The sequence below is a fragment of the Janibacter melonis genome (genome assembly GCF_020567375.1).
In the GTDB taxonomy this organism is placed as follows: Bacteria; Actinomycetota; Actinomycetes; order Actinomycetales; family Dermatophilaceae; genus Marihabitans; species Marihabitans melonis.
On the sequence record NZ_JAJBZM010000002.1, the window covers coordinates 1117989 to 1140432 of the forward strand.

The 22444-nt window shown below is 74.4% G+C and carries 23 protein-coding genes and 1 riboswitch; of the genes, 14 read left to right on the plus strand and 9 right to left on the minus strand.

Going from position 1 to position 22444, the window contains the following annotated elements; genetic code table 11:
* Positions 1–1353: MFS transporter (locus tag LIV55_RS11575; RefSeq protein WP_229300289.1), on the minus strand; the 1353-nt coding region annotated here is incomplete at its 3' end.
* Positions 1354–1447: 94 nt separating this feature from the next.
* On the minus strand, positions 1448–2953 hold the full coding sequence (locus LIV55_RS11580; protein WP_229300290.1) for a S28 family serine protease: 1506 nt from the start codon (positions 2951–2953) through the stop codon (positions 1448–1450).
* A 120-nt stretch (positions 2954–3073) separates the two neighbouring features.
* Between LIV55_RS11580 and LIV55_RS11585 the strand changes: the two genes are divergently transcribed.
* Positions 3074–3760, plus strand: a complete 687-nt coding sequence (locus LIV55_RS11585; protein ID WP_229300291.1) for an LppX_LprAFG lipoprotein — start codon at positions 3074–3076, stop codon at positions 3758–3760.
* Positions 3757–5451 carry an MFS transporter gene (locus LIV55_RS11590; RefSeq protein WP_229300292.1) on the plus strand — a complete coding sequence of 565 codons (1695 nt, stop codon included), beginning with the start codon at positions 3757–3759 and terminating at the stop codon, positions 5449–5451. The genes LIV55_RS11585 and LIV55_RS11590 overlap by 4 nt, the downstream gene beginning before the upstream one ends.
* Here LIV55_RS11590 and LIV55_RS11595 read toward each other — a convergent pair.
* On the minus strand, positions 5429–6322 hold the full coding sequence (locus LIV55_RS11595) for an alpha/beta fold hydrolase (protein ID WP_229300293.1): 894 nt from the start codon (positions 6320–6322) through the stop codon (positions 5429–5431). The two genes, LIV55_RS11590 and LIV55_RS11595, sit on opposite strands and share 23 nt — an antisense overlap.
* A 5-nt stretch (positions 6323–6327) precedes the next feature.
* Positions 6328–7119, minus strand: a complete 792-nt coding sequence (locus LIV55_RS11600; RefSeq protein WP_229300294.1) for an exodeoxyribonuclease III — start codon at positions 7117–7119, stop codon at positions 6328–6330.
* A gap of 267 nt (positions 7120–7386) precedes the next feature.
* Here LIV55_RS11600 and LIV55_RS11605 point away from each other — a divergent pair, with 267 nt between their 5' ends.
* The 8 genes from LIV55_RS11605 (at position 7387) to LIV55_RS11640 (ending at position 14603) form a co-directional block, all read left to right on the plus strand.
* On the plus strand, positions 7387–8139 hold the full coding sequence (locus tag LIV55_RS11605) for a dienelactone hydrolase family protein (RefSeq protein ID WP_191680800.1): 753 nt from the start codon (positions 7387–7389) through the stop codon (positions 8137–8139).
* Positions 8136–8903, plus strand: coding sequence for an SDR family NAD(P)-dependent oxidoreductase (locus tag LIV55_RS11610; RefSeq protein ID WP_229300295.1), 768 nt, complete (start codon positions 8136–8138; stop codon positions 8901–8903). Before LIV55_RS11605 ends, LIV55_RS11610 begins: the two co-directional genes overlap by 4 nt.
* Before the next feature lie 178 nt (positions 8904–9081).
* Positions 9082–9639 carry an orotate phosphoribosyltransferase gene (gene pyrE / locus LIV55_RS11615; protein WP_229300296.1) on the plus strand — a complete coding sequence of 186 codons (558 nt, stop codon included), beginning with the start codon at positions 9082–9084 and terminating at the stop codon, positions 9637–9639.
* Positions 9640–9789: 150 nt separating this feature from the next.
* Complete coding sequence (locus LIV55_RS11620; protein WP_229300297.1) at positions 9790–10842, plus strand: ABC transporter substrate-binding protein; 1053 nt, start codon at positions 9790–9792, stop codon at positions 10840–10842.
* Entirely contained in the window at positions 10839–11831 is a 993-nt protein-coding gene (locus LIV55_RS11625) for a FecCD family ABC transporter permease (RefSeq protein WP_229300298.1), read from the plus strand. Before LIV55_RS11620 ends, LIV55_RS11625 begins: the two co-directional genes overlap by 4 nt.
* Complete coding sequence (locus LIV55_RS11630) at positions 11828–12868, plus strand: FecCD family ABC transporter permease (protein ID WP_229300299.1); 1041 nt, start codon at positions 11828–11830, stop codon at positions 12866–12868. Before LIV55_RS11625 ends, LIV55_RS11630 begins: the two co-directional genes overlap by 4 nt.
* The gene (locus LIV55_RS11635; protein WP_068271951.1) at positions 12865–13728 is read left to right on the plus strand and encodes an ABC transporter ATP-binding protein; all 864 of its coding nucleotides are present in this window, start codon (positions 12865–12867) and stop codon (positions 13726–13728) included. The genes LIV55_RS11630 and LIV55_RS11635 overlap by 4 nt, the downstream gene beginning before the upstream one ends.
* Positions 13725–14603 (plus strand): siderophore-interacting protein, encoded by an 879-nt coding sequence (locus LIV55_RS11640; protein ID WP_229300300.1) that lies wholly within the window; start codon positions 13725–13727, stop codon positions 14601–14603. The genes LIV55_RS11635 and LIV55_RS11640 overlap by 4 nt, the downstream gene beginning before the upstream one ends.
* Positions 14604–14720: 117 nt before the next feature.
* On the opposite strand, the gene ribH is transcribed toward LIV55_RS11640, so the two are convergent.
* From ribH to ribD, 4 genes are read right to left on the minus strand one after another with little or no spacing between them, the layout of a single operon-like run.
* A complete protein-coding gene (gene ribH / locus LIV55_RS11645; RefSeq protein ID WP_229300301.1) occupies positions 14721–15188 on the minus strand; it encodes a 6,7-dimethyl-8-ribityllumazine synthase in 468 nt (155 codons plus the stop codon).
* Positions 15185–16456 carry a 3,4-dihydroxy-2-butanone-4-phosphate synthase gene (gene ribB / locus LIV55_RS11650; RefSeq protein WP_229300302.1) on the minus strand — a complete coding sequence of 424 codons (1272 nt, stop codon included), beginning with the start codon at positions 16454–16456 and terminating at the stop codon, positions 15185–15187. The genes ribH and ribB overlap by 4 nt, the downstream gene beginning before the upstream one ends.
* Complete coding sequence (locus LIV55_RS11655; RefSeq protein WP_229300303.1) at positions 16453–17082, minus strand: riboflavin synthase; 630 nt, start codon at positions 17080–17082, stop codon at positions 16453–16455. The genes ribB and LIV55_RS11655 overlap by 4 nt, the downstream gene beginning before the upstream one ends.
* Complete coding sequence (gene ribD, locus LIV55_RS11660) at positions 17082–18137, minus strand: bifunctional diaminohydroxyphosphoribosylaminopyrimidine deaminase/5-amino-6-(5-phosphoribosylamino)uracil reductase RibD (protein ID WP_229300304.1); 1056 nt, start codon at positions 18135–18137, stop codon at positions 17082–17084. Before ribD ends, LIV55_RS11655 begins: the two co-directional genes overlap by 1 nt.
* An 87-nt stretch (positions 18138–18224) precedes the next feature.
* Positions 18225–18355: riboswitch (FMN riboswitch) on the minus strand.
* 90 nt (positions 18356–18445) lie between these two features.
* Between ribD and LIV55_RS11665 the strand changes: the two genes are divergently transcribed.
* Entirely contained in the window at positions 18446–19243 is a 798-nt protein-coding gene (locus tag LIV55_RS11665) for an HAD family hydrolase (protein ID WP_229300305.1), read from the plus strand.
* Positions 19240–20106, plus strand: a complete 867-nt coding sequence (locus LIV55_RS17230) for a DUF1206 domain-containing protein (RefSeq protein ID WP_229300306.1) — start codon at positions 19240–19242, stop codon at positions 20104–20106. Before LIV55_RS11665 ends, LIV55_RS17230 begins: the two co-directional genes overlap by 4 nt.
* Here LIV55_RS17230 and LIV55_RS11675 read toward each other — a convergent pair.
* A complete protein-coding gene (locus LIV55_RS11675) occupies positions 20088–20816 on the minus strand; it encodes a phosphatase PAP2 family protein (RefSeq protein ID WP_229300307.1) in 729 nt (242 codons plus the stop codon). The genes LIV55_RS17230 and LIV55_RS11675 overlap by 19 nt on opposite strands.
* A gap of 30 nt (positions 20817–20846) precedes the next feature.
* Here LIV55_RS11675 and LIV55_RS11680 point away from each other — a divergent pair, with 30 nt between their 5' ends.
* Positions 20847–21647 (plus strand): RNA methyltransferase, encoded by an 801-nt coding sequence (locus tag LIV55_RS11680; RefSeq protein WP_191563515.1) that lies wholly within the window; start codon positions 20847–20849, stop codon positions 21645–21647.
* Positions 21648–21717: 70 nt separating this feature from the next.
* Entirely contained in the window at positions 21718–22353 is a 636-nt protein-coding gene (locus LIV55_RS11685) for a VOC family protein (protein ID WP_068271975.1), read from the plus strand.
* Positions 22354–22444: the final 91 nt, after the last annotated feature.

A 22444-nucleotide genomic window follows, 5' to 3' on the forward strand; every position in this document is an offset into this window, starting at 1 on the left:
CGGGGGGGGGGGGGGGGGGGGGGCCCCGCGGGGGGGGGGGGGGGGGGGGCCGGGGGGGGGGGGGGGGGGGGCGGCCCCCCTCGACTGCGTCCGGGGCCGCTCGAGGCGCCACCAGAGCAGGACGGGCACGAGGCACACGGCGAGCAGGCCGGCGCCGAGACCGAGGGCGGGATAGCTCGTCGTCGCGACGACCACCCCGGACATGACACCGGCCGATGCGCCGGACAGGGCGACGAGGACGTCGAGGTTGCCCTGCACGCGCGAGCGCTGCGACGGTGTCGTCGAGTCGACGACGAGGGCGGTGCCCGAGACGAGGCCGAGGTTCCACCCGAGGCCGAGCAGGACGAGCGCGAGGACGAGGACGGGGAGCGAGTCGGCCGGTGCGACGGCCGCGGTCACCCCGGCGCCGAGGAGGACCACCGCCGCGCCGGCCGCGACGGGCACCCGGCCGAGCCGGTCGACGAGCATCCCGGTGACGGGAGAGGGCAGGTACATCGCGGCGATGTGCAGCCCGATGACGAGACCGACCGCGGAGAGGTCGTGGTGGTGCGCGCGCATGTGGACCGGGGTCATCGTCATGACGGCGACCATCGCCAGCTGCGTGAGCACCATGATCGCCCCGCCGACGACGGCGCCGCGGCCGACCGGTGCGGTGGCGCCGCCGCCGGCATCGGCGGTCGTCGCGGCGGTAGCCGCACGGCTCTCGAGCTGCCGGGCGAGGAGCAGGGGGTCCGGGCGCAGCAGGACGAGCACGGCGACCCCGGCGGCGACGTAGGCGACGCACGCGAGGAGGAAGGGGCCCGCGAGCGCCGGCAGCCCGAGGCCCTCGGCGAGGTCGCCGAGCGGGGAGACGAGGTTGGGCCCGGCCACCGCGCCGAGCGTCGTCGAGACGAGGGCGACGCTGATGGCCTTGCCCCGCTCGTGCGGCCGGGCGAGGTCGGTGCCGGCGTACCGGGCCTGGAGGTTGGTCGCCGTGCCCGCCCCGTAGACGAAGAGGGCCACGAGGAGCAGCGGCACGGCGTCGAGCGCCGCGGCGACGACGACCCCGGCGGCGCCCACGCCACCGGCGACGAAGCCCGCCCCGAGACCCACCCGGCGCCCGCGACGCTGGCTCACCCGGCCGACGAGGTAGGCGGTGAGAGCCGAGCCGAGGGTGAAGAGCGCGGTCGGCAGCCCGGCGAGACCGGCGCTGCCGAGCATCTGCTCGGCGAGCAGCGCGCCGACGGTCACGCCCGCGGCGAGCCCGGCCCCGCCGAGCACCTGGGCGAGGACGACGACGCGCAGGACCCGTCGCTGGACGGCGACGGGGTCGTGCTCGAGGACGGGTGCGCGTGGGGGCTCAGGAGGGGTCATGTCGGGGCCATCATGCCCGCGCTCACGGGTCGAGGTGATCCACGCCGGCGCGGCCGGAGCGGATCACCTCGATCCGGTGACCGGACCAGGTGGCTCAGCGCTGCAGCAGCGGCGCGATGCCGTGGCCGCGGGCCTTCTGCGGGCGGTCGAGGACGCGGTTGAAGTCAGGGGCACCGGTCTTCTTCACGTGCTGGACGGCCGGGTCGCTCGGCGAGAGGCCGGCCCACTGCAGGACGAGCTGGGTGGCGTGCTCGCGCTCGGCCGGGCGCAGGCCGGCGATGTTCGAGCCGTGGTTGCCGCCGGGGGCGTCGTAGCGGTAGCACGCGCGCTTCCACCCCTGCGGGCCGCAGGTGAAGGGCTCGGCGCTCCACGGGTCGTTCTCGCCGTAGACGTAGAGCATCTGCGAGGAGTCCTTGCGGACCCAGCGGTCGACGTCGGGCATGGCGGCCCGGTCGAAGGTCGCCGCCTCGACGGTGTCGGGGGTGAAGGTCGACGCGGTGTTCGCGCCCGGGTACCTCAGGAGGTCCTTCAGCCGGTCCTCGTACGGCTCGGGGCTGCCGAGCTGGTAGTCGGCCTGGAAGTAGTACGGCGTGTACGTCGCGACGAGCTCGTCGGCATAGCCGTACAGCGGGGAGACCCCGTCGAACCAGTCCCAGATCTCGTCGTCGCTCGCCGTCGCCGCGTCGGGGATGTCGGCGCAGTCGCTCTCCTTCGAGTACTGCCAGAAGGCGTAGTACGCGTCGATGACCGAGGACTCGAAGGCCTTCTCGCGGTTGCCCACGACGTCGTCGTAGGTGTAGCCCGATGCCGCGTCCACGGTGTCGAGCCGGGCGAGGTAGGTCTCCCGGTCGCGCAGGACCCGGCGCTGGACGGCGGTGAGCGCGTCGCGGCAGTCGGCGTCACCGACCCGGGCGAGGAAGGCGTTGTACGTGTCCTGGTGGTCGCGCACGTCGTTCGGCGCGACGTAGGGGATGGTGCCCGAGACGTCTCCCGGGTAGAAGCGGCGGTGGTAGGTCGCCGTCATGCCCCCCTTCGAGCCGCCCGTCGTCAGCCAGCGCTGCGCGTAGAGCGGCTTGAAGGCCTCGATGACCCGGTGCTGATCGGCGGCGGCCTGCCGGATCGTCAGCAGCCGCATCCACTCGGCCGGTGTGTCGGCGCCGGCCGGGCGGGAGGGCTCGAAGAAGCGGTACTCCATGGAGATCTGGTTGCCGTCGACGATGCGGGTCGGCTCGGAGCGCGAGGCGGAAGACCCGACGTTGTACCCGGAGGTGTACATGACCATCGGGCGGGACACGTCCTTGTGCAGCAGGGTGAGGCGCTGCGAGAAGGTGCCCTGCGACGGGTCGTCGTGGTCGACGGGCTGGGTGAAGGTGAAGCGGAAGAAGCGGTAGCCGGCCGGGGCGCTCGCCTCGACCACCGAGCGGACCCCGGGGATCGCCGTCAGCCGGTCCTTGATGTCGCCCTGGGCCGCGGGAGCGGCCGCGGCGACGGGGGTGGCGGCGGGCACAGCGGTGGCGGTGACGCCGACGGCGGCGGGTGCGACGGTCGCGGCGGCCAGGGTGAGGGCCAGGGCGGCGCGTCGGGCGGTGGTGATCGCCATGAGCACGGGACTCCTTCGTCCGGTCGGTGGCGTCGGTGCCACCAGGTCGTGCTCGCGACCCTAGGTCGCTCGCGCGCGGCTCGCCACGGGAGCGGCGGCGCGACGGATACCGTGACGCCCATGCGCCGACGCCCGCTGATCGCCCTGCTCCCGCTGGCCCTGCTCCTGCCCGCGTGCTCGGGCGGCGAGGAGGCCGCGGCACCCGCGGATGCGATGCGCACGGCGCAGGAGCGCTTCGAGCAGGCCGGGGGAGTGCACATCGAGCTGAGCAGCTCCGGCCTGCCGCAGGGCCAGGACGGCGTCTCGAAGGCGAGCGGCGACGGCTCGGTCGACGCGAGGACCCCGGCCTTCTCCGGCGAGGTCACCGGGGTCATCGACGGCACCGCCGCGTCCGTCGAGATCATCGCCGTCGGGGCCAAGACGTGGATGTCCTTCTTCTCCTCCGACTTCAACCCCGTCGACATGAGCGACCTCGGCGCGCCCAACCCGGCGGAGTTCTTCCGCACCGGCTCCGGGGTCGGCCAGGTCGTCGCCGAGAGCACCGGCGTCACCGCCGGCGAGCGCACCAGGGACGGCGACGTCGTCCTCCAGTCCTACACCGGCAGCGTGCCCGCGAAGCCCGTCCAGGACCTCTTCCTCCTCGGCGAGGACGCCGACACCTTCGAGGTGACGTACGGCGTCGAGCCGGGGTCGGGCGAGCTGCGCACCGCCGAGATCACCGGCGAGTTCTACACGGGCGAGACCACGACGTACACCGTCGGCCTCAGCGAGTACGGCAAGGACGTCACCGTCGAGCCGCCCGCGTGAGCGTCACCGTCGTGGGGCAGACCACCCGGCCCCGGGCGCTCCTCGCGCTCGCGTGCGCCGGCGTCGCCCTCGCGGCAGCCGACACCTACGTCGTCGTCCTCGCCCTCACCGACATGATGGCCGGGGTCGGTCTCACGCTCGACAGCCTGCAGCGGGCGACGCCGATCATCTCCGGCTTCCTCCTCGGCTACATCGCGGTGCTGCCGCTCATCGGCCGCCTCGCCGACCTCGTGCCCCGCGGCCGGGTCCTCCTCGCCTGCCTCGTCCTCTTCGTCCTCGGCTCCGGGGTCACCGCCCTCGCCGTCGACCTCGACGTCCTCGTCGCCGGGCGGGTCGTCCAGGGGATCGGTGGCGGCGGGCTCGTCCCGGCGACCCTCGCGATCGTCGCCGACCTGTGGCCCGTGGGCCGCCGCGGCGTGCCGCTCGGCATGGTGGGCGCGGTCCAGGAGCTCGGGAGCGTCCTCGGACCCGTCCTCGGCGCCGCGGTGCTCGCGGTCGCCGACTGGCGGGCGATCTTCTGGCTCAACGTCGTCCTCGCCCTCGTCCTCGCCGTCGCCCTGCGGGTCGTCGACCGTGAGGGGGCGAAGGGGGACCCGCCCACCCGCCCGGCCCGCCTGGGCCTCGCGCTCGGCGCGGTCGCGGTCGCCCTGCTGTGGCTGGCGCTCGCCGCGCCCCGACGGCTCGTCACCGACGTGACGCTCGGGCTCCCCTTCGTCCCCCTCGGGGATGCGGACCACCGCCTGGTCACGCCGGTGGGGGTGCTCGCGCTGGCACTCGGCGCGATCGCGCTCGCGGTCGCCCTGCGGCGGTGGTGGCCGACCCTGCGCGAGGGCGACCTCGTCGGGGCGCTGCTGCTCGGCACCGCCCTGGGCTGCGTCGTGCTCACCTTCGCCGCCGCCGACCCGGAGCGCGAGGTCGTCGGGCCGCTCGGCTACGCGCTGCTCCCGGTCGCGCTCGTCGCGGCAGGTCTCTTCGCGTGGCGCCAGCGCACCGCCCCGTCGCCGCTCGTGCCCCGCGGCACCCTCGGCGGACGGACCGGGTGGGCGCTCCTCGTCTCGGTGCTCGTCGGCGTCGCGCTCGTCTCCGTCGTCGTCGACGTGCCGCTGCTCGCGCGGCTGACGACCGACGGCGGCCAGACCCATGCGGCGATGGTGCTGCTGCGCTTCCTCGTCGCGGTGCCCGTCGGTGCGCTCGTCGGGGGCTGGCTGCTGCGCCACCTCGGGGCCGGTCTCGTCACGGGCACGGGCCTGGCGCTCATGGCCGCGGGGCTCGGGGCGATGTCGACGTGGGGGACCGGCTCGCTCGACGCGGTCGTCAGCTCGACCGCCGTCCTCGTCATGGCGGGCCTCGGCGCCGGGCTGGCCCTCGCACCGGTCAACGACGCCGCCCTCGCCGACGCGCCGTCGTACGCCCACGGCACCGCGAGCTCGCTCGTCGTCGTCGCCCGGATGATCGGGATGGTCGTCGGGCTGGCCCTGCTGACGGGGGTCGGGCTGCACCGCTACTACGAGGCGGTCGCGGCGCTCAGCCCGGCCGACCGGACCTCCGCCGACGCGCTCGTCGGTGCGGCGATGGTGCAGGTCGAGACGGTCTTCGCCGGGGCCGCGCTGGCCGCGGGCCTGGGGGCCGTCGTCGCGGTGCTCACGCTGGGGCGCTCGCCCGAGCGGGTCAGGGCGTCGGCGAGCTCCTGAGCGGCCGCCCGAGGAGCAGGTCCTCGAGGTGCTCGACCACCCGGTCGGTGGCCTCGTAGGCGAGCATGTGCCCCGCGCGCGGCACGACGTCGAGCGCCGCCCCGGGGATGCGCTCGTGGTACATCCGGCTCCACCGCGCGGGGGTGAGCCGGTCGCGCTCACCCGCGAGGACGACGGTGGGGATGCCGGCGAAGACGCCTAGGGAGCCGATCTCGTCGTGGCCCTGCAGCGCGGAGAAGTACCGACCCGTCGCCCGCGCGCTCGTCGCCCGGCCCATGCTCACGACATGGGCGAGGTCGCGGGGGTCGGGCTCGTCCGCGCCGAAGGTGGCCCGGCGCACCATGTCGCGGGACATCGGCAGGGAGGGGACCTCCGAGGGCAGGACGGACTGCAGACCCATGACCACCCCTTCGCCCCGGATCGGGCGGCGCAGGGAGGCCAGCTCGGGGGTCGTCGCCATGAGCAGGACCCCGCGGGCGCGCTCGTGCAGCTCGTCGGGGTGCGCCCCGGCGTACGCCATGACCGTCATGCCGCCCATCGAGTGGCCCCCGAGGACGAGGGGTCCGTCGGGGACCACCTCGGCGAGGACCGCGCGCAGGGTCTCGCCGAGGTCGCGCACGGTGGCCCGACGCCCGCGCCCGAGCGTCGACAGCCCGTGGCCCGGCTGGTCGTAGGTGACGACGCGCACCGCGTGGCGCTGCTGCAGGGCGGAGACGACGCGCGCCCAGCTCGACTGGTCGAGCGTCCACCCGTGGGCGAGGACGAGCGTCGGCAGGTCGCCGTCGCCGGTCGTGCGGTGGTCGAGGACGTGCACCCGGGCGCCGTCCGGGCTGACGACCTCGCGGGTGACGACCTCGGAGGTGCCCGTCATCTCGGTCAGTCCTTCAGCTCGACGACGACGGGGGCGTGGTCGCTCGCGCCCTTGCCCTTGCGCTCCTCGCGGTCGATGGCCGCGCCGAGGACGCGGTCGGCGAGGGCGGGGGTGCCGAGGACGAAGTCGATGCGCATGCCGCGCTTCTTCGGGAAGGCGAGCTGCTGGTAGTCCCAGTAGGTGAAGGTGCCGGGGCCCGGTGCGTGCGGGCGCACGACGTCGACGAGGCCGTCGTCGAGGAAGGCCTGGAAGGCGGCCCGCTCGCGCGGGGAGACGTGGGTGCTGCCCTCGAAGGCCGCCATGTCCCACACGTCCTCGTCGAAGGGGGCGATGTTGAAGTCGCCGCCGAGCGCGAGCGGCAGGTCGGGCTCGGCCGCCCGCCAGGCCGCGGTCTGGGCGCGCAGGGTCTCGAGCCACTGCAGCTTGTACTCGAGGTGCGGGTCGTCGAGGGTGCGCCCGTTGGGCACGTAGAGGCTCCACGCGCGCACGCCGCCGCACGTCGCGCCGATGGCGCGGGCCTCGGGGGCCGCGGGGTCGCCCCAGCCGGGGACGTCGGGGAAGCCGACCGAGACGTCGTCGAGCCCGACACGCGAGGCGATCGCGACGCCGTTCCACTGGTTGAGCCCGTGGTGCGCGACCTCGTAGCCCAGCTCCTCGAAGCGGGCGAAGGGGAACTGCTCGTCCTTGGCCTTGGTCTCCTGCATGAGCAGGACGTCGGTCTCGGAGCGGCCGAGCCAGTCGACCACCCGGTCGACACGAGAGCGGATGGAGTTGACGTTCCAGGTCGCGATGCGCACGGCCGCCACCCTACGCAGCCCTCCCGACAAGGCCCCGCCCCGTCGAGGGTCGAGGGCGAAGGGGGAGCCGCAGTGCTGGTCGAGGTGCGACGAAGGGGCCGGTTGCTGGTCGAGGTGCGACGAAGGAGCCTCGAGACCACCGCTCTCGCTCCAGTGGTCTCGAGGCTCGGGCGCTGCGCGCCCTTCGCACCTCGACCATCGAGGGCTCGACCGGCCACGACCCCTCGAGCGAAGACAGGGGCCGCCGCAGGCCGTAGCGTCGCTGCCATGCGACCCCTCATCGAGATCCCCGCCGCCGACGGCACCGCGGAGGCCGTCGTCGCCCGCCCGGACGCCGACGGCAGCTACCCGGGTGTCCTGCTGTGCATGGACGCCATCGGCCTGCGCCAGCAGATCGAGACCATGGCCGACCGCATCGCCTCCTGGGGCTACGTCGTCCTCGCGCCGAACACCTTCTACCGCTCCGGCACCGCCGCGCAGACGACGCCGACCGCCGACCTGCGCGACCCGGCCGAGCGCAAGGCCTACGGCCCGATCTCCATGGGCTACCTCGCCGAGCTGACGACCGAGCGCATCGAGGCCGACCTGCCCCACTACCTCGCCGCGCTGCGCGCCCTGCCCGGCGTCGCCGACGGCCCGGTCGGCGTCACCGGCTACTGCATGGGCGCCCGCCTGGCGACCATCGCCGCCGGCATCGACCAGGGCGTCGCGGCCGCGGCCGGCTTCCACGGGGCCCGCGTCGCCGTCGACGCGCCCGACAGCCCCCACCTGCGCCTGTCCGGTGCACGCGCCGACTTCGTCTACGGCCACGCCGACAACGACGGCGCCAACCCGCCCGAGGACGTGGCCCGTCTCGACGACGCGCTCGCCGAGCACGGCCTGTCCGCCCGCACCGCGGTCTACCCCGACGCCCCGCACGGCTTCACGATGGCCGACACGAGCAGCTACCAGGAGGCCGGCGCCGAGCGTCACTTCGACGAGCTGCGCGAGCTCTTCGCACGCACCCTCGGCGGCCGATGAGCACCGCTCTCGTCACCGGTGCGACCGCCGGCATCGGGCGCGAGTTCTGCGAGCAGCTCGCGGCGAAGGGCGAGGACCTCGTCCTCGTCGCCCGCGACGCGGCCCGCCTCGAGCGGGTCGCCGACGAGCTGCGCGAGCGCCACGGCGTCGCCGTCGAGGTCCTCGTCGCGGACCTGTCCGACCGCGCCCAGCTGCAGCGGGTCGCCGACCGGCTGGGCGAGGCGGACCGGCCGGTCGACGTCCTCGTCAACAACGCGGGCTACGGGCTGGCCACCCCCTTCGCCCAGTCCGATATCGCCGACGAGGAGCGTCTCCTCGACGTCCTCGTCCGCGCGGTCCTCGTCCTCTCGCACTCCGCCGCGCGGACGATGGCCACCCGCGGGCACGGGCGGATCATCAACGTCTCGTCGGTCGCCGGCTACCTCGCCGGCGGGCCGTACTCCGCGGCCAAGGCGTACGTCACGACCCTCACCGAGTCCCTCTCGGGGCAGCTGCGCGGGAGCGGTGTCACGGCCACCGCGGTGTGCCCGGGCTACGTCGTCACCGAGTTCCACGAGCGGGCCGGCATCGACCACGGCGCGCGGTCCGGGCCGTTGTGGCTGGACGCCGCCGACCTCGTGCGCGAGGCGCTCGCCGACGCCGAGCGCGGCCGCGCCGTGAGCGTCCCGAGCGTGCAGTACAAGGCGATCGCCACCGCGCTGCGCCACCTGCCGCGCGGCGTCGTGCGTCGCGCGACGACCCGCAGCCCGCGCGGCGGTCGCTGACGAAGGGGGACTCATCCCCCTTCGCCACCCCTCCTACAAAACCCTGCTGGCTGGGTCTTGACGAGCCACGACCTCTTCGAGAGGGTCCTGGCTCGTCGAAAGGCTGCTGGCAGGGTCTTGTAGGGGGCGCAGCGGACGGGACGACCCGGCCGGGCGGGCATTCGTAGACTCGACGACCATGACCGACATCGCTGCCGACCGCGCCCGCCTGCTCGAGATCGTCCGCGAGAAGGCGATCGTCCACGGACGGGTCACCCTCTCCTCGGGCAAGGAGGCCGAGTACTACGTCGACCTGCGGCGGATCACCCTCGACGGCGAGGCCAGCCCGCTCGTCGGCCGGGTCATGCGTGACCTCGTCGCCGACCTCGACGTCGTCGCCGTCGGCGGCCTGACCCTCGGCGCCGACCCCGTCGCGACCTCGATGCTCCACGCCGCCTCCGCGGCGGGGGAGCGGCTCGACGCCTTCGTCGTGCGCAAGCAAGGCAAGGCGCACGGTCTCCAGCAGCGCATCGAGGGTCCCTCGGTCGCCGGTCGGCGCGTCCTCGTCGTCGAGGACACGACGACGACGGGCGGCTCGCCCCTCGACGCCGTCGCCGCGGTGCGCGAGGCCGGCGGCGAGGTCGTCGCCGTCGCGACGATCGCCGACCGCGACACCGGGGCGGGGGCGCGCATCGAGGACGAGGCGGGCGTGCCCTACCGCTTCGTCTACTCGCTGGCTGACCTCGGTCTGGCCTGAGGGCGGGGCGCGGCGGGGACCAGCACGGTCCCGCTCCGCGGAACATCGGCGGACGAGACTTGCCTCGAGGGGTTAGGTCCTCCTAAGTTAGGCCTGCCTCACTGAGGCAGCGCTGACCTCGGCGCCCCGTCGTTCGTGAAGGAACCTCGCATGACCCGCCTCTCCCGCCGATCCTTCGTCGGTGCCGTCGCCCTCGCCCCCGTCGTCGCCCTCGGCGCCTGCTCGACCGGTCCGAGCGAGGACACCGCCGCTGCTGGCTCCGGCGCGAGCACCTCGGCCGCGGCCGACGCCTTCCCCGTGACCATCGAGCACGCCCTCGGCGAGACGACGATCGAGAAGGCCCCGACGAAGATCGCGACCGTCGGCTGGTCGGACCAGGACGTCGTCGCCTCCTTCGGCGTCGTGCCCGTCGGCGCGCCGGCCATCACCTGGGGCGGCAACAAGGACAAGTCGACCGACTGGTTCGACGCCGCCGTCGACGAGATCGACCCCGACGCCGAGATCGTGCGCTACGACGACGCCGACGGCGTCCCCGTCGACGAGATCGCCAAGCTCGCGCCCGACCTCGTCCTCGGCGTCAACTCCGGGATGTCGCAGGACGAGTACGACAAGCTGACGAAGATCGCCCCGACCGTCGCCTACCCGGGCGCCCCCTGGGGCACCTCGTGGGAGGACTCGGTCGAGCTCGTCGGCAAGGCCCTCGGCCAGGAGGACAAGGCCAAGGAGATCACCGACGACCTCAACGCCGACATCGACGAGGCCGTCGCGAAGTACCCCGAGATCAAGGGCAAGTCCGCCGCCTGGATCTGGTTCACCCCGACCGACCTGTCGACGATCGGCGTCTACGCCAGCACCGACCTGCGCCCGCAGATGCTCGAGCGCTTCGGCATGACCGAGCCCGACTTCGTGGCGAAGGGGAGCAAGGACGGCGCCTTCAGCTTCGAGCTGTCCTCGGAGCGCTCGACCGACGTCGACGCCGATCTCGTCGTCTTCTACGTCGAGGAGGACGGTCAGGTCGAGAAGCTCAAGAAGGACCCGCTGCTCGGCAAGATCCCGGCCCTCAAGGACGACCACTACGTCGGCTCCGCCGACAACGCCACGGCGCTGTCGATGTCCTCGCCGACCCCGCTGTCGCTGCCGGTCGCGCTCGAGGACTTCCTGCCCAAGCTCGCGTCCGCGGCCGAGGGCAAGCCCGCGTCGTGACCTCGTCGGCGAAGACGACCGTCGTCGCGGCGAGCGGCCTCGTGCTGCTCGCCGCGACGGCGGCGCTCTCGCTGCTCGTCGGCTCCCAGGGGATCTCCCCGGCCGCCGTGCTCGGCGCCCTGCGCGGCGCCGGTGACGACCTCGCGAGCGGCATCGTCGCCGCCCGGGTCGACCGCACGCTCGTCGCCGTCGTCGTCGGGGCGTGCATCGCCCTGGCCGGCGTCGTCCTGCAGGGCCTGACCCGCAACCCCATCGCCGAGCCCGGCATCCTCGGGCTCAACTCCGGCGCCGCCCTGCTCGTCGTCATCGGCATCCGGCTGGGCCTGCTGAGCGACGTCGTCGACTACCTGTGGACCGCGCTCGTCGGCGTCGTCATCACCGGTCTCGTCGTGCACCTCATCACCCTCAGCGTGCCGGTGCAGCGTCAGCCGATGACGACCGCGCTCGCCGGCGCCGCGATCCTCGCGGCGACCTCGAGCATCATGGTCGGGCTGCTCGTCAGCGACGACGGGGCGCTCGACGTCTTCCGCTACTGGCAGGTGGGCTCGGTCGCCGGCAAGGACGCCTCGATCATCGTGCAGGTTCTGCCCTTCCTCCTCGTCGGCCTCGTGCTGACGCTCGCCTCGGGCCGCACGCTCAACACCATGGCCCTCGGCGACGACGTCGCCCGGGCGCTCGGCCAGCGGGTGCTCCTCGCCCGCGGCTCCGCGCTGCTCGGTGCGCTGCTGCTCACCGCCACCGCGTGCGCGCTCGCCGGCCCCATCGCCTTCGTCGGGCTCGCCGTGCCGCACGTCGTGCGCCTGCTCGGCGGCTCGGACAACCGCCGGGTGCTCCTCGGCTCCCTCCTGCTCGGCCCGAGCCTGCTCCTGCTCGCCGACAGCCTCGGCCGGGTCGTCAGCCCGCCCTCGGAGGTCCAGGTCGGCGTGATGACCGCGGTCATCGGCGCGCCGGCGCTCATCATCGTCGCCCGCCGGGCGGTGCGCGGATGAGCGCCACCCTCGCCCCGGCCGAGCAGGTCCGTCAGGTCCGTCGATCGCGAGCGCGGCGCGCGCTGCGTCGCACCCTCGTGCTCCTCGTGCTCGTCGTCGCCGCCTTCGTCGTGCGCGTCACCCTCGGCGACTACACGGTGACGATCCCCGACACGCTGCGCATCATCGGCGGCGAGAGCATCCCCGGCGCGTCCTTCATCGTCATGGAGTCGAAGCTGCCGCGCGCGGTCCTCGCCCTCCTCGCCGGCGGCGCCCTCGCCGTCGCGGGTGCGCTCATGCAGGACCTCGTGCGCAACCCCCTCGCGAGCCCCGACATCCTCGGCGTGAGCGGCGGTGCGTCGACCGGCGCGCTCTTCGCGCTCGTCGTCCTCGGCTGGCAGGGCGGGGCGGTCAGCGCTGCAGGCTTCGCCGGGGCGGTCGTCGTCACCGCCCTCCTCCTCGTCCTCGGGCGGGGGGCGAAGGGGGGAGAGCAGGCGGTCATCGTCGTCGGCGTCGGCTGCGCCGCCCTCCTCGTCGCTCTCACCCACTGGGTGCTGCTCAAGGCCGACATCTACCGCCTCACCGAGGCGATGTCGTGGCTGTCCGGCTCTGTCGCCCAGGGCACGTGGACCGACATCGGGCGTCTCGCCGCCGTCGTCGCGGTGCTGCTGCCCACCGTCCTGGTGCTCCACCGCGAGCTGCGCGTCGTCATGCTCGGCGACGACCTCGCCGCCGGGCTCGGCGTGCCGGTGGCCCGCCGCCGCGCCCTGGCCCTGCTGTGCATCGTGCTGCTCGTCGCGACGACGTGCGCGATCTGCGGGCCGATCGCCTTCGTCGCCCTGCTCGCCGGGCCGATCGGGCGGCGGCTGCACGGCGGCCGCACCCGGCTCGTCGACATCGCCCTCGTCGGCGCGCTCATGACGATCGTCGCCGACTACGTCGCCGCGTACCTCGTGCCCGGCGGCGCGAACCTGCCCGTGGGTGTCGTCACCGGTCTGGCCGGTGCGCCCTTCCTCCTGTGGCTCATCGCCACCCGATCCCGAGTGGAGCTGAGATGACGGTGACCGCTGCGCGACCGATCACGACCGAGCAGGCGGCCCCGACCGCCTCTCGTCTGCGTGCCGAAGGGGTGAGCCTGGGCTACCGCGACCGCACCGTGGTGCAGGGCCTCGACCTGTCGGTGCCCGACGGCCGGGTGAGCGCCATCGTCGGCCCCAACGGCTGCGGCAAGTCGACCCTGCTGCGCGGACTCGTGCGTCTGCTCGCCCCGAGCGCGGGCCAGGTCGTGCTCGACGGCGAGGACATCTCCTCGATCCCGACGAAGGAGGTGGCGCGCCGCATCGGGCTGCTGCCGCAGGCGCCGCTGGCCCCGGAGGGCCTGAGCGTCGCCGAGCTCGTCGCCCACGGCCGGCACCCCCACCACTCGCTGCTGCGCCGCCCCGGCCCGCAGGACGACGCGATCGTCGCCGAGGCCCTCGAGCTCACCGACACCCTCTCGCTCGCCGACCGTGCGGTCGACGAGCTGAGCGGCGGCCAGCGCCAGCGCGTGTGGATCGCGCTCGCGCTCGCGCAGCAGCCGGGCATCCTCCTGCTCGACGAGCCGACGTCCTTCCTCGACATCGCCCACCAGGTCGAGGTGCTCGAGCTCGTGCGCCGGCTCAACGCCGAGCGCGGCACGACGTGCGTCATGGTCCTGCACGACCTCGCGATGGCCGCCCGCTACGCCGACCACGTCGTCGCCATGCGTGACGGCGAGGTCGTGGCGCAGGGCTCGCCGGTCGAGGTCGTCACCGAAGAGCTCGTCTCGAGCGTCTTCGACATCCGCTGCCGCATCCTCACCGACCCCGACACGGGGACCCCCGTCGTGCTCCCGCGCGGCATGCCGACCCCGACCGCGAAGGACCAGGAGATCTCATGACCGCGATCGTCACCAAGGCCGGCGCGAAGGTCCGTGACGCCCTGCTCGAGGGCGCCTCGAAGGCCTACGGCTCGGCGATGGCCCCCACCCGTGACCGCGACGGCCACGAGCAGCTCGAGATGACGGTGAGCCGGGTCGTCGACCTCAGCGCGTCGGTGCGGCGCCTGACCTTCACCTCCGAGGACCTGCGCCACTTCGAGCGGGTGGGTGCCGACGAGTACTTCGGGCTGCTCATGCCGCGCCGGGGCGTCCCGCTCGTCATGCCCGACCCGGAGCGCCGCGACTGCCGGGCCGCCGTCGCCGACATCGACGAGGACGTCCGCCCCGACCTGCGCTGGTACACGATCCGCGCCCACCGCCCCGAGCTCGGCGAGATCGACGTCGACGTCGTGACGCACGGCGACTCGGGCCCCGGGTCCTCATGGGTGCGTCGGGCGACCGTCGGCGACCCGGCCGGTCTGCGCTCGGGCGGTGCCCTCTACCGCGGTGACGACGTCGCCGGGCCCCAGCTGCTCGTCGCCGACGAGACGGCGATACCGGCCCTGCTCGCCATCCTCGACGACCGAGCCGCGCGAGGTCTTGTCGGCGAGCTGCGCATCCACGTCGAGGTGCCCGACGCCGAGACGGCGACCGCGATGGGCGTCCCCGCGGGGGTCCACGTGCACCCGCGCGGCGAGGCGGCCCCCGGCACCGTCGTCCTCGAGGCGATCCGCGGCGAGCACGCCCGCGACACCCTCGACCTCGACTACGCCTGGCTGTGCGGCGAGTCCGGTCTCGTCACCTGCCTGCGTCGCCACCTCGTCAAGGAGCTCGGCGCCGAGCGCCGCCGCGTCCTCTTCAGCGGCTACTGGAAGCTCGGGGCCGCCCGCCCCTGACCCGGGCTCGTCCCCCTTCGTGCCACCTCTACCGCGAGCTACGGCGCAGTAGTGGTCGTGATCGCGACCAGTACTGCGCCGTAGCCGGAGGGGTAGCGGGGTGGGGGCGAAGGGGGGTCAGCGCGCGGCGAGCGTGACGGCCGTCGCGAGCGCGGCGGTCACCGCCTCGTAGCCCTTGTCCTCGCTCGACCCCGGCAGGCCCGCGCGGTCGAGCGCCTGCTCGTCGGTGTCGCACGTGAGCACGCCGAAGCCGACGGGCACGCCGGTGCGCACGCTCACCTCGGTGAGCCCGACGGTCGCGGCCTGGCACACGTACTCGAAGTGGGGCGTGCCACCGCGCACGACGACCCCGAGCGCCACGAGCGCGTCGTGGTCCTGCGCCAGCCGCGCCGCGGCGACCGGCAGCTCGAAGGTCCCCGGCACCCGGACGACCTCGATCTCGGGCAGGCCGCAGTCGGCGGCACCGCGACGGGCCCCGTCGATCAGCCCGTCCATGACCTCCTCGTGCCAGCTCGCGGCGACGACGACGGCACGCAGGCCGCTCGCGTCGCAGGTGGTGCTGCTCGGTGCTCCGTGGCCGCTCATGCGGGCCTCCTGCTCGTCGTCGTGGGGGTGCTCGGTGCGGTGGGGGTGGTGGGGTCGGCCGACGCAGCCGCGACGGGCGCCGCGCCCGTGGGCGGCGCGGTGTGCCCGAGCCGGTCCCGCTTCGTCGCGAGGTACCCGGCGTTCTCCGGCCCCTCGCCGACGTGGATCGGCACGCGCCGCACGGCGATCTCGCCGCGCTCCAGCGCCTCGACCTTCGCCGGGTTGTTCGTCATGAGCTCGACGTCGGTGAGCCCGAGGTCGTGGAGCACGGCGACGGCGGCGCCGTACTCACGCGCGTCGACGGGCAGCCCGAGCGCGATCTGCGCCTCGACGGTGTCGGCCCCGGCGTCCTGCTCGGCGTAGGCGCGCAGCTTGTCGAGCAGGCCGACGCCCCGGCCCTCGTGCCCGCGCAGGTAGACGACGGCACCGCCGTGCTCGGCGACCTCGGCGAGCGCGGCGTCGAGCTGGGGCCCGCAGTCGCAGCGCCGCGAGCCGAAGGCGTCGCCGGTGAGGCACTCGGAGTGCACCCGGACCCGCGACCCGCCCGGCCGCGTGAGCGCGACGTGCTCGGCGCCGGTGACGAGGTCGCGGTAGCCGTGGGCGACGAGCCGGCCGTGCCGGGTGGGCAGGGTCGTCGTCGTCACCCGCTCGACCCGGTCGTGCAGGCGCCGCCACGCGACGAGGTCGGCGATGGTGACGACCGGCAGGTCGTGCTCCGCCCCGAGCGCGAGCACGTCAGGGGTGCGCAGCATCGTGCCGTCGTCGGCCGTGAGCTCGCCGATGGCGCCGACCGGCTCGAGACCGGCGAGCCGGCACAGGTCGACCGTCGCCTCGGTGTGGCCCCGGCGCACGAGGACGCCTCCGTCACGGGCGCGAAGGGGGACGACGTGCCCCGGGCGCACGAGGTCGCCGGGGGTGGCCGTGGGGTCGGCGAGCACGTGGAGGGTGCGGGTGCGGTCGGCGGCGCTGATGCCGGTCGTCACCTGCGCCGCCGCGTCGACGGTGATCGTGTACGCGGTGCGCAGCGAGTCCTCGTTGCGCGTCACCATGAGCGGCAGCTCGAGCCGGTCGGCGCGCTCCTCGGTCATCGGCGCGCAGATGTAGCCCGACGTGTACCGGATCGTCCACGCGAGCCACTCGGCGGTGGCCGTCTGCGCGGCGAGGACGACGTCGCCCTCGTCCTCGCGGTCGGCGTCGTCGAGCACGAGCACCGGGCGCCCGGCGCGCAGGGCCTCGAGGGCGTCGGGGATCGTCGCGAAGTCGCTCATGACGCGGCCTGACGGTCGCCGAGCAGCCCGGCCACGTACTTCGCGAGCACGTCGGTCTCGAGGTTGACCCGGTCGCCGACGGCCCGGCGGCCGAGCGTCGTCTCGGCGAGCGTCGTCGGGATGAGCGAGACCTCGAAGCCGGCGTCGGTCAGCCCGCTCACGGTGAGCGAGGTGCCGTCGACGGCGACCGAGCCCTTGCGCACGAGGTGGGGGCGCAACTCCTCGGGCACGCTCACCTCGAGCACCTCCCAGCGCTCGTGCACGGTGCGCGCGACGACCTCGCCGACGCCGTCGACGTGGCCCTGGACGACGTGCCCGTCGAGCCGGCCGTCGGCGCGCAGCGCGCGCTCGAGGTTGACCGGGTCGCCCGGGGCGAGCCCGCCGAGGGTGGTCCAGCGCAGGGTCTCGCCCATGACGTCGGCGGTGAAGCGCTCGCCGTCGTGCTCGACGACGGTGAGGCACACCCCGCCGACGGCGATGGAGCAGCCGGGGCGGGCGTCGACGAGCACGCCCGGGCCCTCGATCGTCATCCGGGCGCTGCCGACGACGGCCTCGCCCTCGTCGCCGGGCTGCTCGTGCTCGACGGCGAGCACGGTGCCGACCTCCTCGATGATGCCGGTGAACATCAGTCCTCCTCGTGGTGCTGGTCCGGGTCGGCGGTGCCGACGCTCAGGTCGATGCGCACGTCGTCGCCGACGAGGCGCACGGCCTCGGTGCGCAGACGACGCGCCTGGGTGATGGTCGTGACGCCGAGGTCGCCGAGCGCGGACGGGCCGGCGCCCAGCAGGGCGGGGGCGAGGTAGGCGATGACGTCGTCGACGCAGCCCGCGCGCCAGAAGGCCGCGGCGACGGTCGGCCCGCCCTCGAGCCACACCGAGCGCACGCCCCGGGCGTGCAGCTCGGCCAGGGCCGCCCGCACGTCATGGGTCGGCAGGTGCAGGGTCGGGGCGTCGCCGTCGAGCACCCGCGCGCCGCGGGGGACGAGACGGTGCCCGAGCACGACCCGCAGCGGCTGCCGGGGGAGGAGCTCGCCGTCGGCGTCGCGCGCGGTGAGCTGGGGGTCGTCGGCGAGCACGGTGCCGACGCCGACGAGGACGGCGCCGTGCTGCGCCCGGGCCCGGCCCACGTCGATCCGGGCCTCCCGCCCGGTGATCCACCGGCTCGTGCCGTCGGCGGCGGCCACACGACCGTCGAGGGTCGACGCGTACTTCCACGTGACGCGAGGGCGGCCGTGCACGGTCGCGAAGCGCCAGTCGCGCACGAGCGCGTCGGCCTCGTCGGCGAGCACGCCGCCGCGGACCTCGACCCCGGCGTCGCGCAGCACCCGCGCCCCGCCGCCGGACCCGGCACCCGGGTCGCTGCTCGCGTGGACGACCCGCGCGACCCCGGCCGCCAGCAGTGCCTCGGTGCACGGTCCGGTCCGGCCGGTGTGCGCGCACGGCTCGAGGCTCACGTAGGCGGTCGCGCCCCGTGCCCGCTCGCCAGCGGCGTCGAGCGCGACGACCTCGGCGTGCGCGGTGCCCGCGCCGTGGTGCCAGCCCTCGCCGACCACCTGCGGGCCGTCGGGCCCGTCGGCCACGAGGACCGCGCCGACCCGGGGGTTGGGGTCGACGGCGGGGCCACGCTGCGCCAGCTCGAGGGCGCGCCGCACCCACCGCTCGTCATCATCAGGCCCGGTCACCCTGGGTCCTCCTGCCGTCGCCGTCTCCAGGCTCCGGGGGGTCGCGCGAGGGTGCGCAGGCCACGGGTGCGCACAGCGCACCCGCCACCACGTGCTGCCTCCCATCCGGACTTTCACCGTCGGTCGAGGAATCTCACCTCGTCAACCGCTCGCTGGCTGCGAGCGGGTCGCGGACTGTCACCGCCGGCTCGGAATTGCACCGACCCCGGAGCACGTACGCCTCCACGGTAGCCCGCGCCGGGCGGCTCGGTCGAGACGTGTCCACGCCCGAGGGCGGTGAGCGGCCTCGCGGCGGATAGGTTGCGGGCGTGGACGCGCACATGATCTGCCTCGACCTCGACGGCACGACGATCACGCACGAGGGGGTCCTGCGCCCCGCCGTCCGCGAGGCGGTGCAGGCGGTCCTCGACGCCGGTCACCACGTCGTCGTCGCCACCGGTCGCGGCATCGTCGCGACGACCCCGATCCTCGACGCGCTGGGCCTGACGAAGGGGTGGACGGTCTGCTCCAACGGCGCGGTGACGGTCCGTCTGGACCCCCGCGCCCCGCAGGGCTGGACGCTCGACGAGGACGACGTCGTCACCTTCGACCCCGCCCCGGTCCTCACCCGCCTGCGTCCCGTGCTGCCCGACGCGCTCGTCGCGGTCGAGGACCTCGGCGTCGGCTTCCGGCTCAGCGCGCCCTACCCGCCCGACGAGCTCGTCGGCGAGCAGACGGTCGTGCCGTGGGAAGAGCTCATCGCGCACCCGACGACCCGTGTCACCCTGCGGATGCCGGAGGCGACGAGCGAGGAGTTCGCCGAGGCCGTCGACCGCGCCGGCCTGCACGGCGTCGCCTACTCGGTCGGCTTCTCCGCCTGGCTCGACATCAACCCCGAGGGAGTCTCGAAGGGGTCGGCGCTGGAGATCGTGCGCCGTCGCCTCCACGTCGAGCCCGGGCTGACGGTCGCCGTCGGCGACCAGCGCAACGACATCGAGATGCTGCGCTGGGCCGCGCGGGGCGTCGCGATGGGCAACGCACCGACCGAGGTGCAGGACGTGGCCGACGAGGTCACCTCCACCGTCGACGACGACGGGCTCGTCCCCGTCCTGAGGAGCCTGCTGTGAGCACGTCCGAGCACCGCCCCCGCCGGACCTCGAGCCGAGCGGCCGACGCCGCCGACGAGGCCGTCGACGACGCGGTCGACGCCGTCGACGACGCGAGCTCGCACCCTGTCGTCATCGCCCTCGCCCGGGTCGGTCACGCGGTCAACGGCGTGCTCCACCTCGTCATCGCCGGCATCGCGCTCCAGCTCGCCTGGGGCGCGGCCGGCGACGAGCAGGCCGACCAGTCCGGTGCGCTCGCGGCGCTCGCCGGCCAGCCCCTCGGCGCCCTGCTCCTGTGGGTCTTCGTCGTCGGCGGCACGGCGCTCGGCCTGTGGTACCTCGCCGAGGTCGTCGCGCCCTCGCCGGGCGACGGCGGCGCCTCGGAGCGGGCCAAGTCCGGCGCGAAGGGGGTTGTCTACCTCGCCATCGCGTGGTCGGCTTTCCGCTTCGCCACCGGGTCGGGCGAGTCCGGCTCGAGCGAGGACCAGACGCAGACCCTCACCCAGACGCTCATGCGCCAGCCCGCCGGTCAGTGGCTCGTCGCGGCCGTCGGCCTCGTCGTCGTCGCGGTCGGTGCGTACTACGTGCAGAAGGGCGTGCGCCAGCGCTTCATGAAGGACCTCACCCGTCACCCGGGGGTCTGGGCGGTGACCGCCGGGACCATCGGATATCCGGCGAAGGGGGCCGTCCTCGCCCTCGTCGGCATCTTCTTCGTCGTCGCCGCGTGGCAGCACGACCCCGACGAGGCGCAGGGCCTCGACGGGGCGCTCAAGGCGGTCAAGGGCGCCGAGTACGGCCCCTACCTGCTCACCGCGATGGCGCTGGGCATCATCGCCTTCGGCATCTACTGCATCGCCCGCGCGCGCTACGCCCGGTTGGACTGAGGCGGGGCGGTCGGCCCCGGACGGGGCCGCAGACCGATCGTCAGCGCGGCGGCGGTCGTCGCGCTCCCGACGAGCACCCCGGCGACGACGTCGGTCGGGTAGTGGACCCCGAGGTAGACGCGGTCGAGGCACGTGAGCACGACGAGGGTCGCCGCGGCCACGACGAGCACCGTGCGCGTCCACGTGCGGCGCGCGAGGGGCCACAGCAGGACGACGAGCAGGATCATCGCGATCGTGCTGCCCGTCGCGTGGCCGGAGGGATAGCTGTAGCCGTCGGCGACGGTGATCGCCTCCGGCGGCACCGGGCGCGGGCGCCCGACGATGTACTTGCACGTGATCGACAGCCCCCAGCCGACGAGCCCCACGGGCACGACCCACAGGGCGCGACGCCGGACGAGACCGCGCCAGTGCAGCACCCCCGCGAGCAGCGCGAGGACGAGGAAGAGCACCCACGGCTCGGTGAGATGGGCCCACAGCAGCAGGGCGTCGACGAGCCCGGGCCGCTCCAGCGCGTACCCGGTCGTCGCGTCGATGACCGAGGCGTCGCTGCGGCGGACCGAGCTCGACGCGAGGACGACCTGACGTCCGACGAAGGCGGTGACGAGCATCGCCGCCGCCATGACGAGCAGCGCGAGGAGCAGCCGCCCGGGCTCGGGCCTCCTGGGCTCGAGGTGCTGCGACGTCGACGTGTCCTCCAGCTGGCCGGGCATCGGCCCAGTGTGCGGCATCCTGGGTGGGCCATGGCTGATCTGCACATCACCTCCCCGTCCAACCCGCGCCTCAAGGAGCTCGTCGCGCTGCGCCGTCGGCGGGCTCGCGACGAGAGCGGCACGACCCTGCTCGAGGGCACCGAGGAGCTCCTCCTCGCGCTCGAGGCGGGGGTGACCCCCTTCGCCGTCTACCACTGCCCCGAGCTCATGCACGAGGCCGGACCGGGTGCCGTCGAGGCGGCCCGTGCCGCCGGCGCGGAGGTCGTCGAGCTCTCGCGGACCGCCTTCGACAAGGTCTCCTACCGCGAGGGGCCGGACGGCGTCCTCGCGAAGGTGCCCGCCCCCGGGCTGTCCTGGGACGACGTCGAGCTGGGGGAGTCCCCCTTCGTCCTGCTCGTCGAAGGGGTGGAGAAGCCGGGCAACCTCGGCGCGATGCTGCGCACGGCCGACGCCGCGGGTGTCGACCTCGTCGTCGCCGCCGACTGCGTCACCGACTGGGGCAACCCCAACGTCATCCGCGGGAGCAAGGGCACGGTCTTCTCGGTGCCGGTCGTCTCGACGACCCGCGCGCAGGCCTGGGCCCGTCTGACCGGGCACGGCGTGGCCGTCGTCGCGACGACGCCGGACACCGACGTCGTGCACACCGACGTCGACTACACCGGGGGCGTCGCGGTCGCCGTCGGCTCGGAGAAGTACGGGCTCACCGACGAGGCGCTGGCCGCCTCGACCCATCGCGTGCGCATCCCCATGGTCGGCCGGGCGAACTCGCTCAACGTCTCGACCTCCGCCGCGGTCGTCCTCTACGAGGCGGTGCGGCAGCGTACGCGGTGACCGGTCGGTACGCGACCGCTCGTCGGGGGTCGATTACGTCGTGAGACGCACCCCGTGCCACGATGCCCCTATGCGCGTCGACCACGTCTCTTTCGCCGCAGAGCCTGCAGGGCTGCAGGCCACCGCCAAGCGCCTCGCGGAGGCCATCGGGGTGGAACCGCTCGACGGCGGCATCCATCCTCGCTTCGGCACGCGCAACATGATCCTGCCGCTGGCTCACGAGCGCTACATCGAGGTCGTCGAGGTCCTCGACCACCCGAGCGCCGACAAGGCCCCCTTCGGCCAGGCCGTGCGCGCCCGCTCCGAGCAGGGCGGCGGCTGGATGGGCTGGGTCGTCGCGGTCGACGACCTCGGCGTCGTCGAGCAGCGCCTCGAGCGCGAGTCGGTCCCCGGGTCGCGCCGCATGCCCGACGGGCGCGAGTTCAGCTGGCGCCAGATCGGCGTCAAGGGCCTGATGTCGGACCCGCAGCTGCCCTTCTTCATCAAGTGGGACGAGGGCTCGGACCACCCGAGCGCCGACAACCACAGCGACGTCGTCATCGAGTCGCTCATGGTCGCGGGCGACCCCGAGCGGGTCCACGACTGGCTGGGCCTGCCCGCCACCGAGACCTCGTCGGTCATCACCTTCGAGTTCGTCGCCCCCCACGGCCAGCCGGGTCTGCTCTCGGTCACCCTGAGCACCCCCAAGGGCACCGTCACCATCTGAGGCATCACCCGCGACGACCTGCTGCCAGGTCGCACGACGAAGGGGGAGGGACCGGGTCACCCGGTCCCTCCCCCTTCGTCATGCCCGGGGC

Bases quoted from the DNA above. Each gene is read 5' to 3' on its own strand.
- LIV55_RS11605 (WP_191680800.1), top strand. From the start codon at position 7,387: ATGCGACCCCTCATCGAGATCCCCGCCGCCGACGGCACCGCGGAGGCC.
- LIV55_RS11610 (WP_229300295.1), top strand. From the start codon at position 8,136: ATGAGCACCGCTCTCGTCACCGGTGCGACCGCCGGCATCGGGCGCGAG.
- LIV55_RS11630 (WP_229300299.1), top strand. From the start codon at position 11,828: ATGAGCGCCACCCTCGCCCCGGCCGAGCAGGTCCGTCAGGTCCGTCGA.
- LIV55_RS11585 (WP_229300291.1), top strand. From the start codon at position 3,074: ATGCGCCGACGCCCGCTGATCGCCCTGCTCCCGCTGGCCCTGCTCCTG.
- LIV55_RS11635 (WP_068271951.1), top strand. From the start codon at position 12,865: ATGACGGTGACCGCTGCGCGACCGATCACGACCGAGCAGGCGGCCCCG.
- ribH (WP_229300301.1), bottom strand. From the start codon at position 15,188: ATGAGCGGCCACGGAGCACCGAGCAGCACCACCTGCGACGCGAGCGGC.
- LIV55_RS11680 (WP_191563515.1), top strand. From the start codon at position 20,847: ATGGCTGATCTGCACATCACCTCCCCGTCCAACCCGCGCCTCAAGGAG.
- ribB (WP_229300302.1), bottom strand. From the start codon at position 16,456: ATGAGCGACTTCGCGACGATCCCCGACGCCCTCGAGGCCCTGCGCGCC.
- LIV55_RS11685 (WP_068271975.1), top strand. From the start codon at position 21,718: ATGCGCGTCGACCACGTCTCTTTCGCCGCAGAGCCTGCAGGGCTGCAG.
- LIV55_RS11595 (WP_229300293.1), bottom strand. From the start codon at position 6,322: ATGACGGGCACCTCCGAGGTCGTCACCCGCGAGGTCGTCAGCCCGGAC.
- LIV55_RS11580 (WP_229300290.1), bottom strand. From the start codon at position 2,953: ATGGCGATCACCACCGCCCGACGCGCCGCCCTGGCCCTCACCCTGGCC.
- LIV55_RS11640 (WP_229300300.1), top strand. From the start codon at position 13,725: ATGACCGCGATCGTCACCAAGGCCGGCGCGAAGGTCCGTGACGCCCTG.
- LIV55_RS11675 (WP_229300307.1), bottom strand. From the start codon at position 20,816: ATGCCCGGCCAGCTGGAGGACACGTCGACGTCGCAGCACCTCGAGCCC.
- LIV55_RS11620 (WP_229300297.1), top strand. From the start codon at position 9,790: ATGACCCGCCTCTCCCGCCGATCCTTCGTCGGTGCCGTCGCCCTCGCC.
- pyrE (WP_229300296.1), top strand. From the start codon at position 9,082: ATGACCGACATCGCTGCCGACCGCGCCCGCCTGCTCGAGATCGTCCGC.
- LIV55_RS11655 (WP_229300303.1), bottom strand. From the start codon at position 17,082: ATGTTCACCGGCATCATCGAGGAGGTCGGCACCGTGCTCGCCGTCGAG.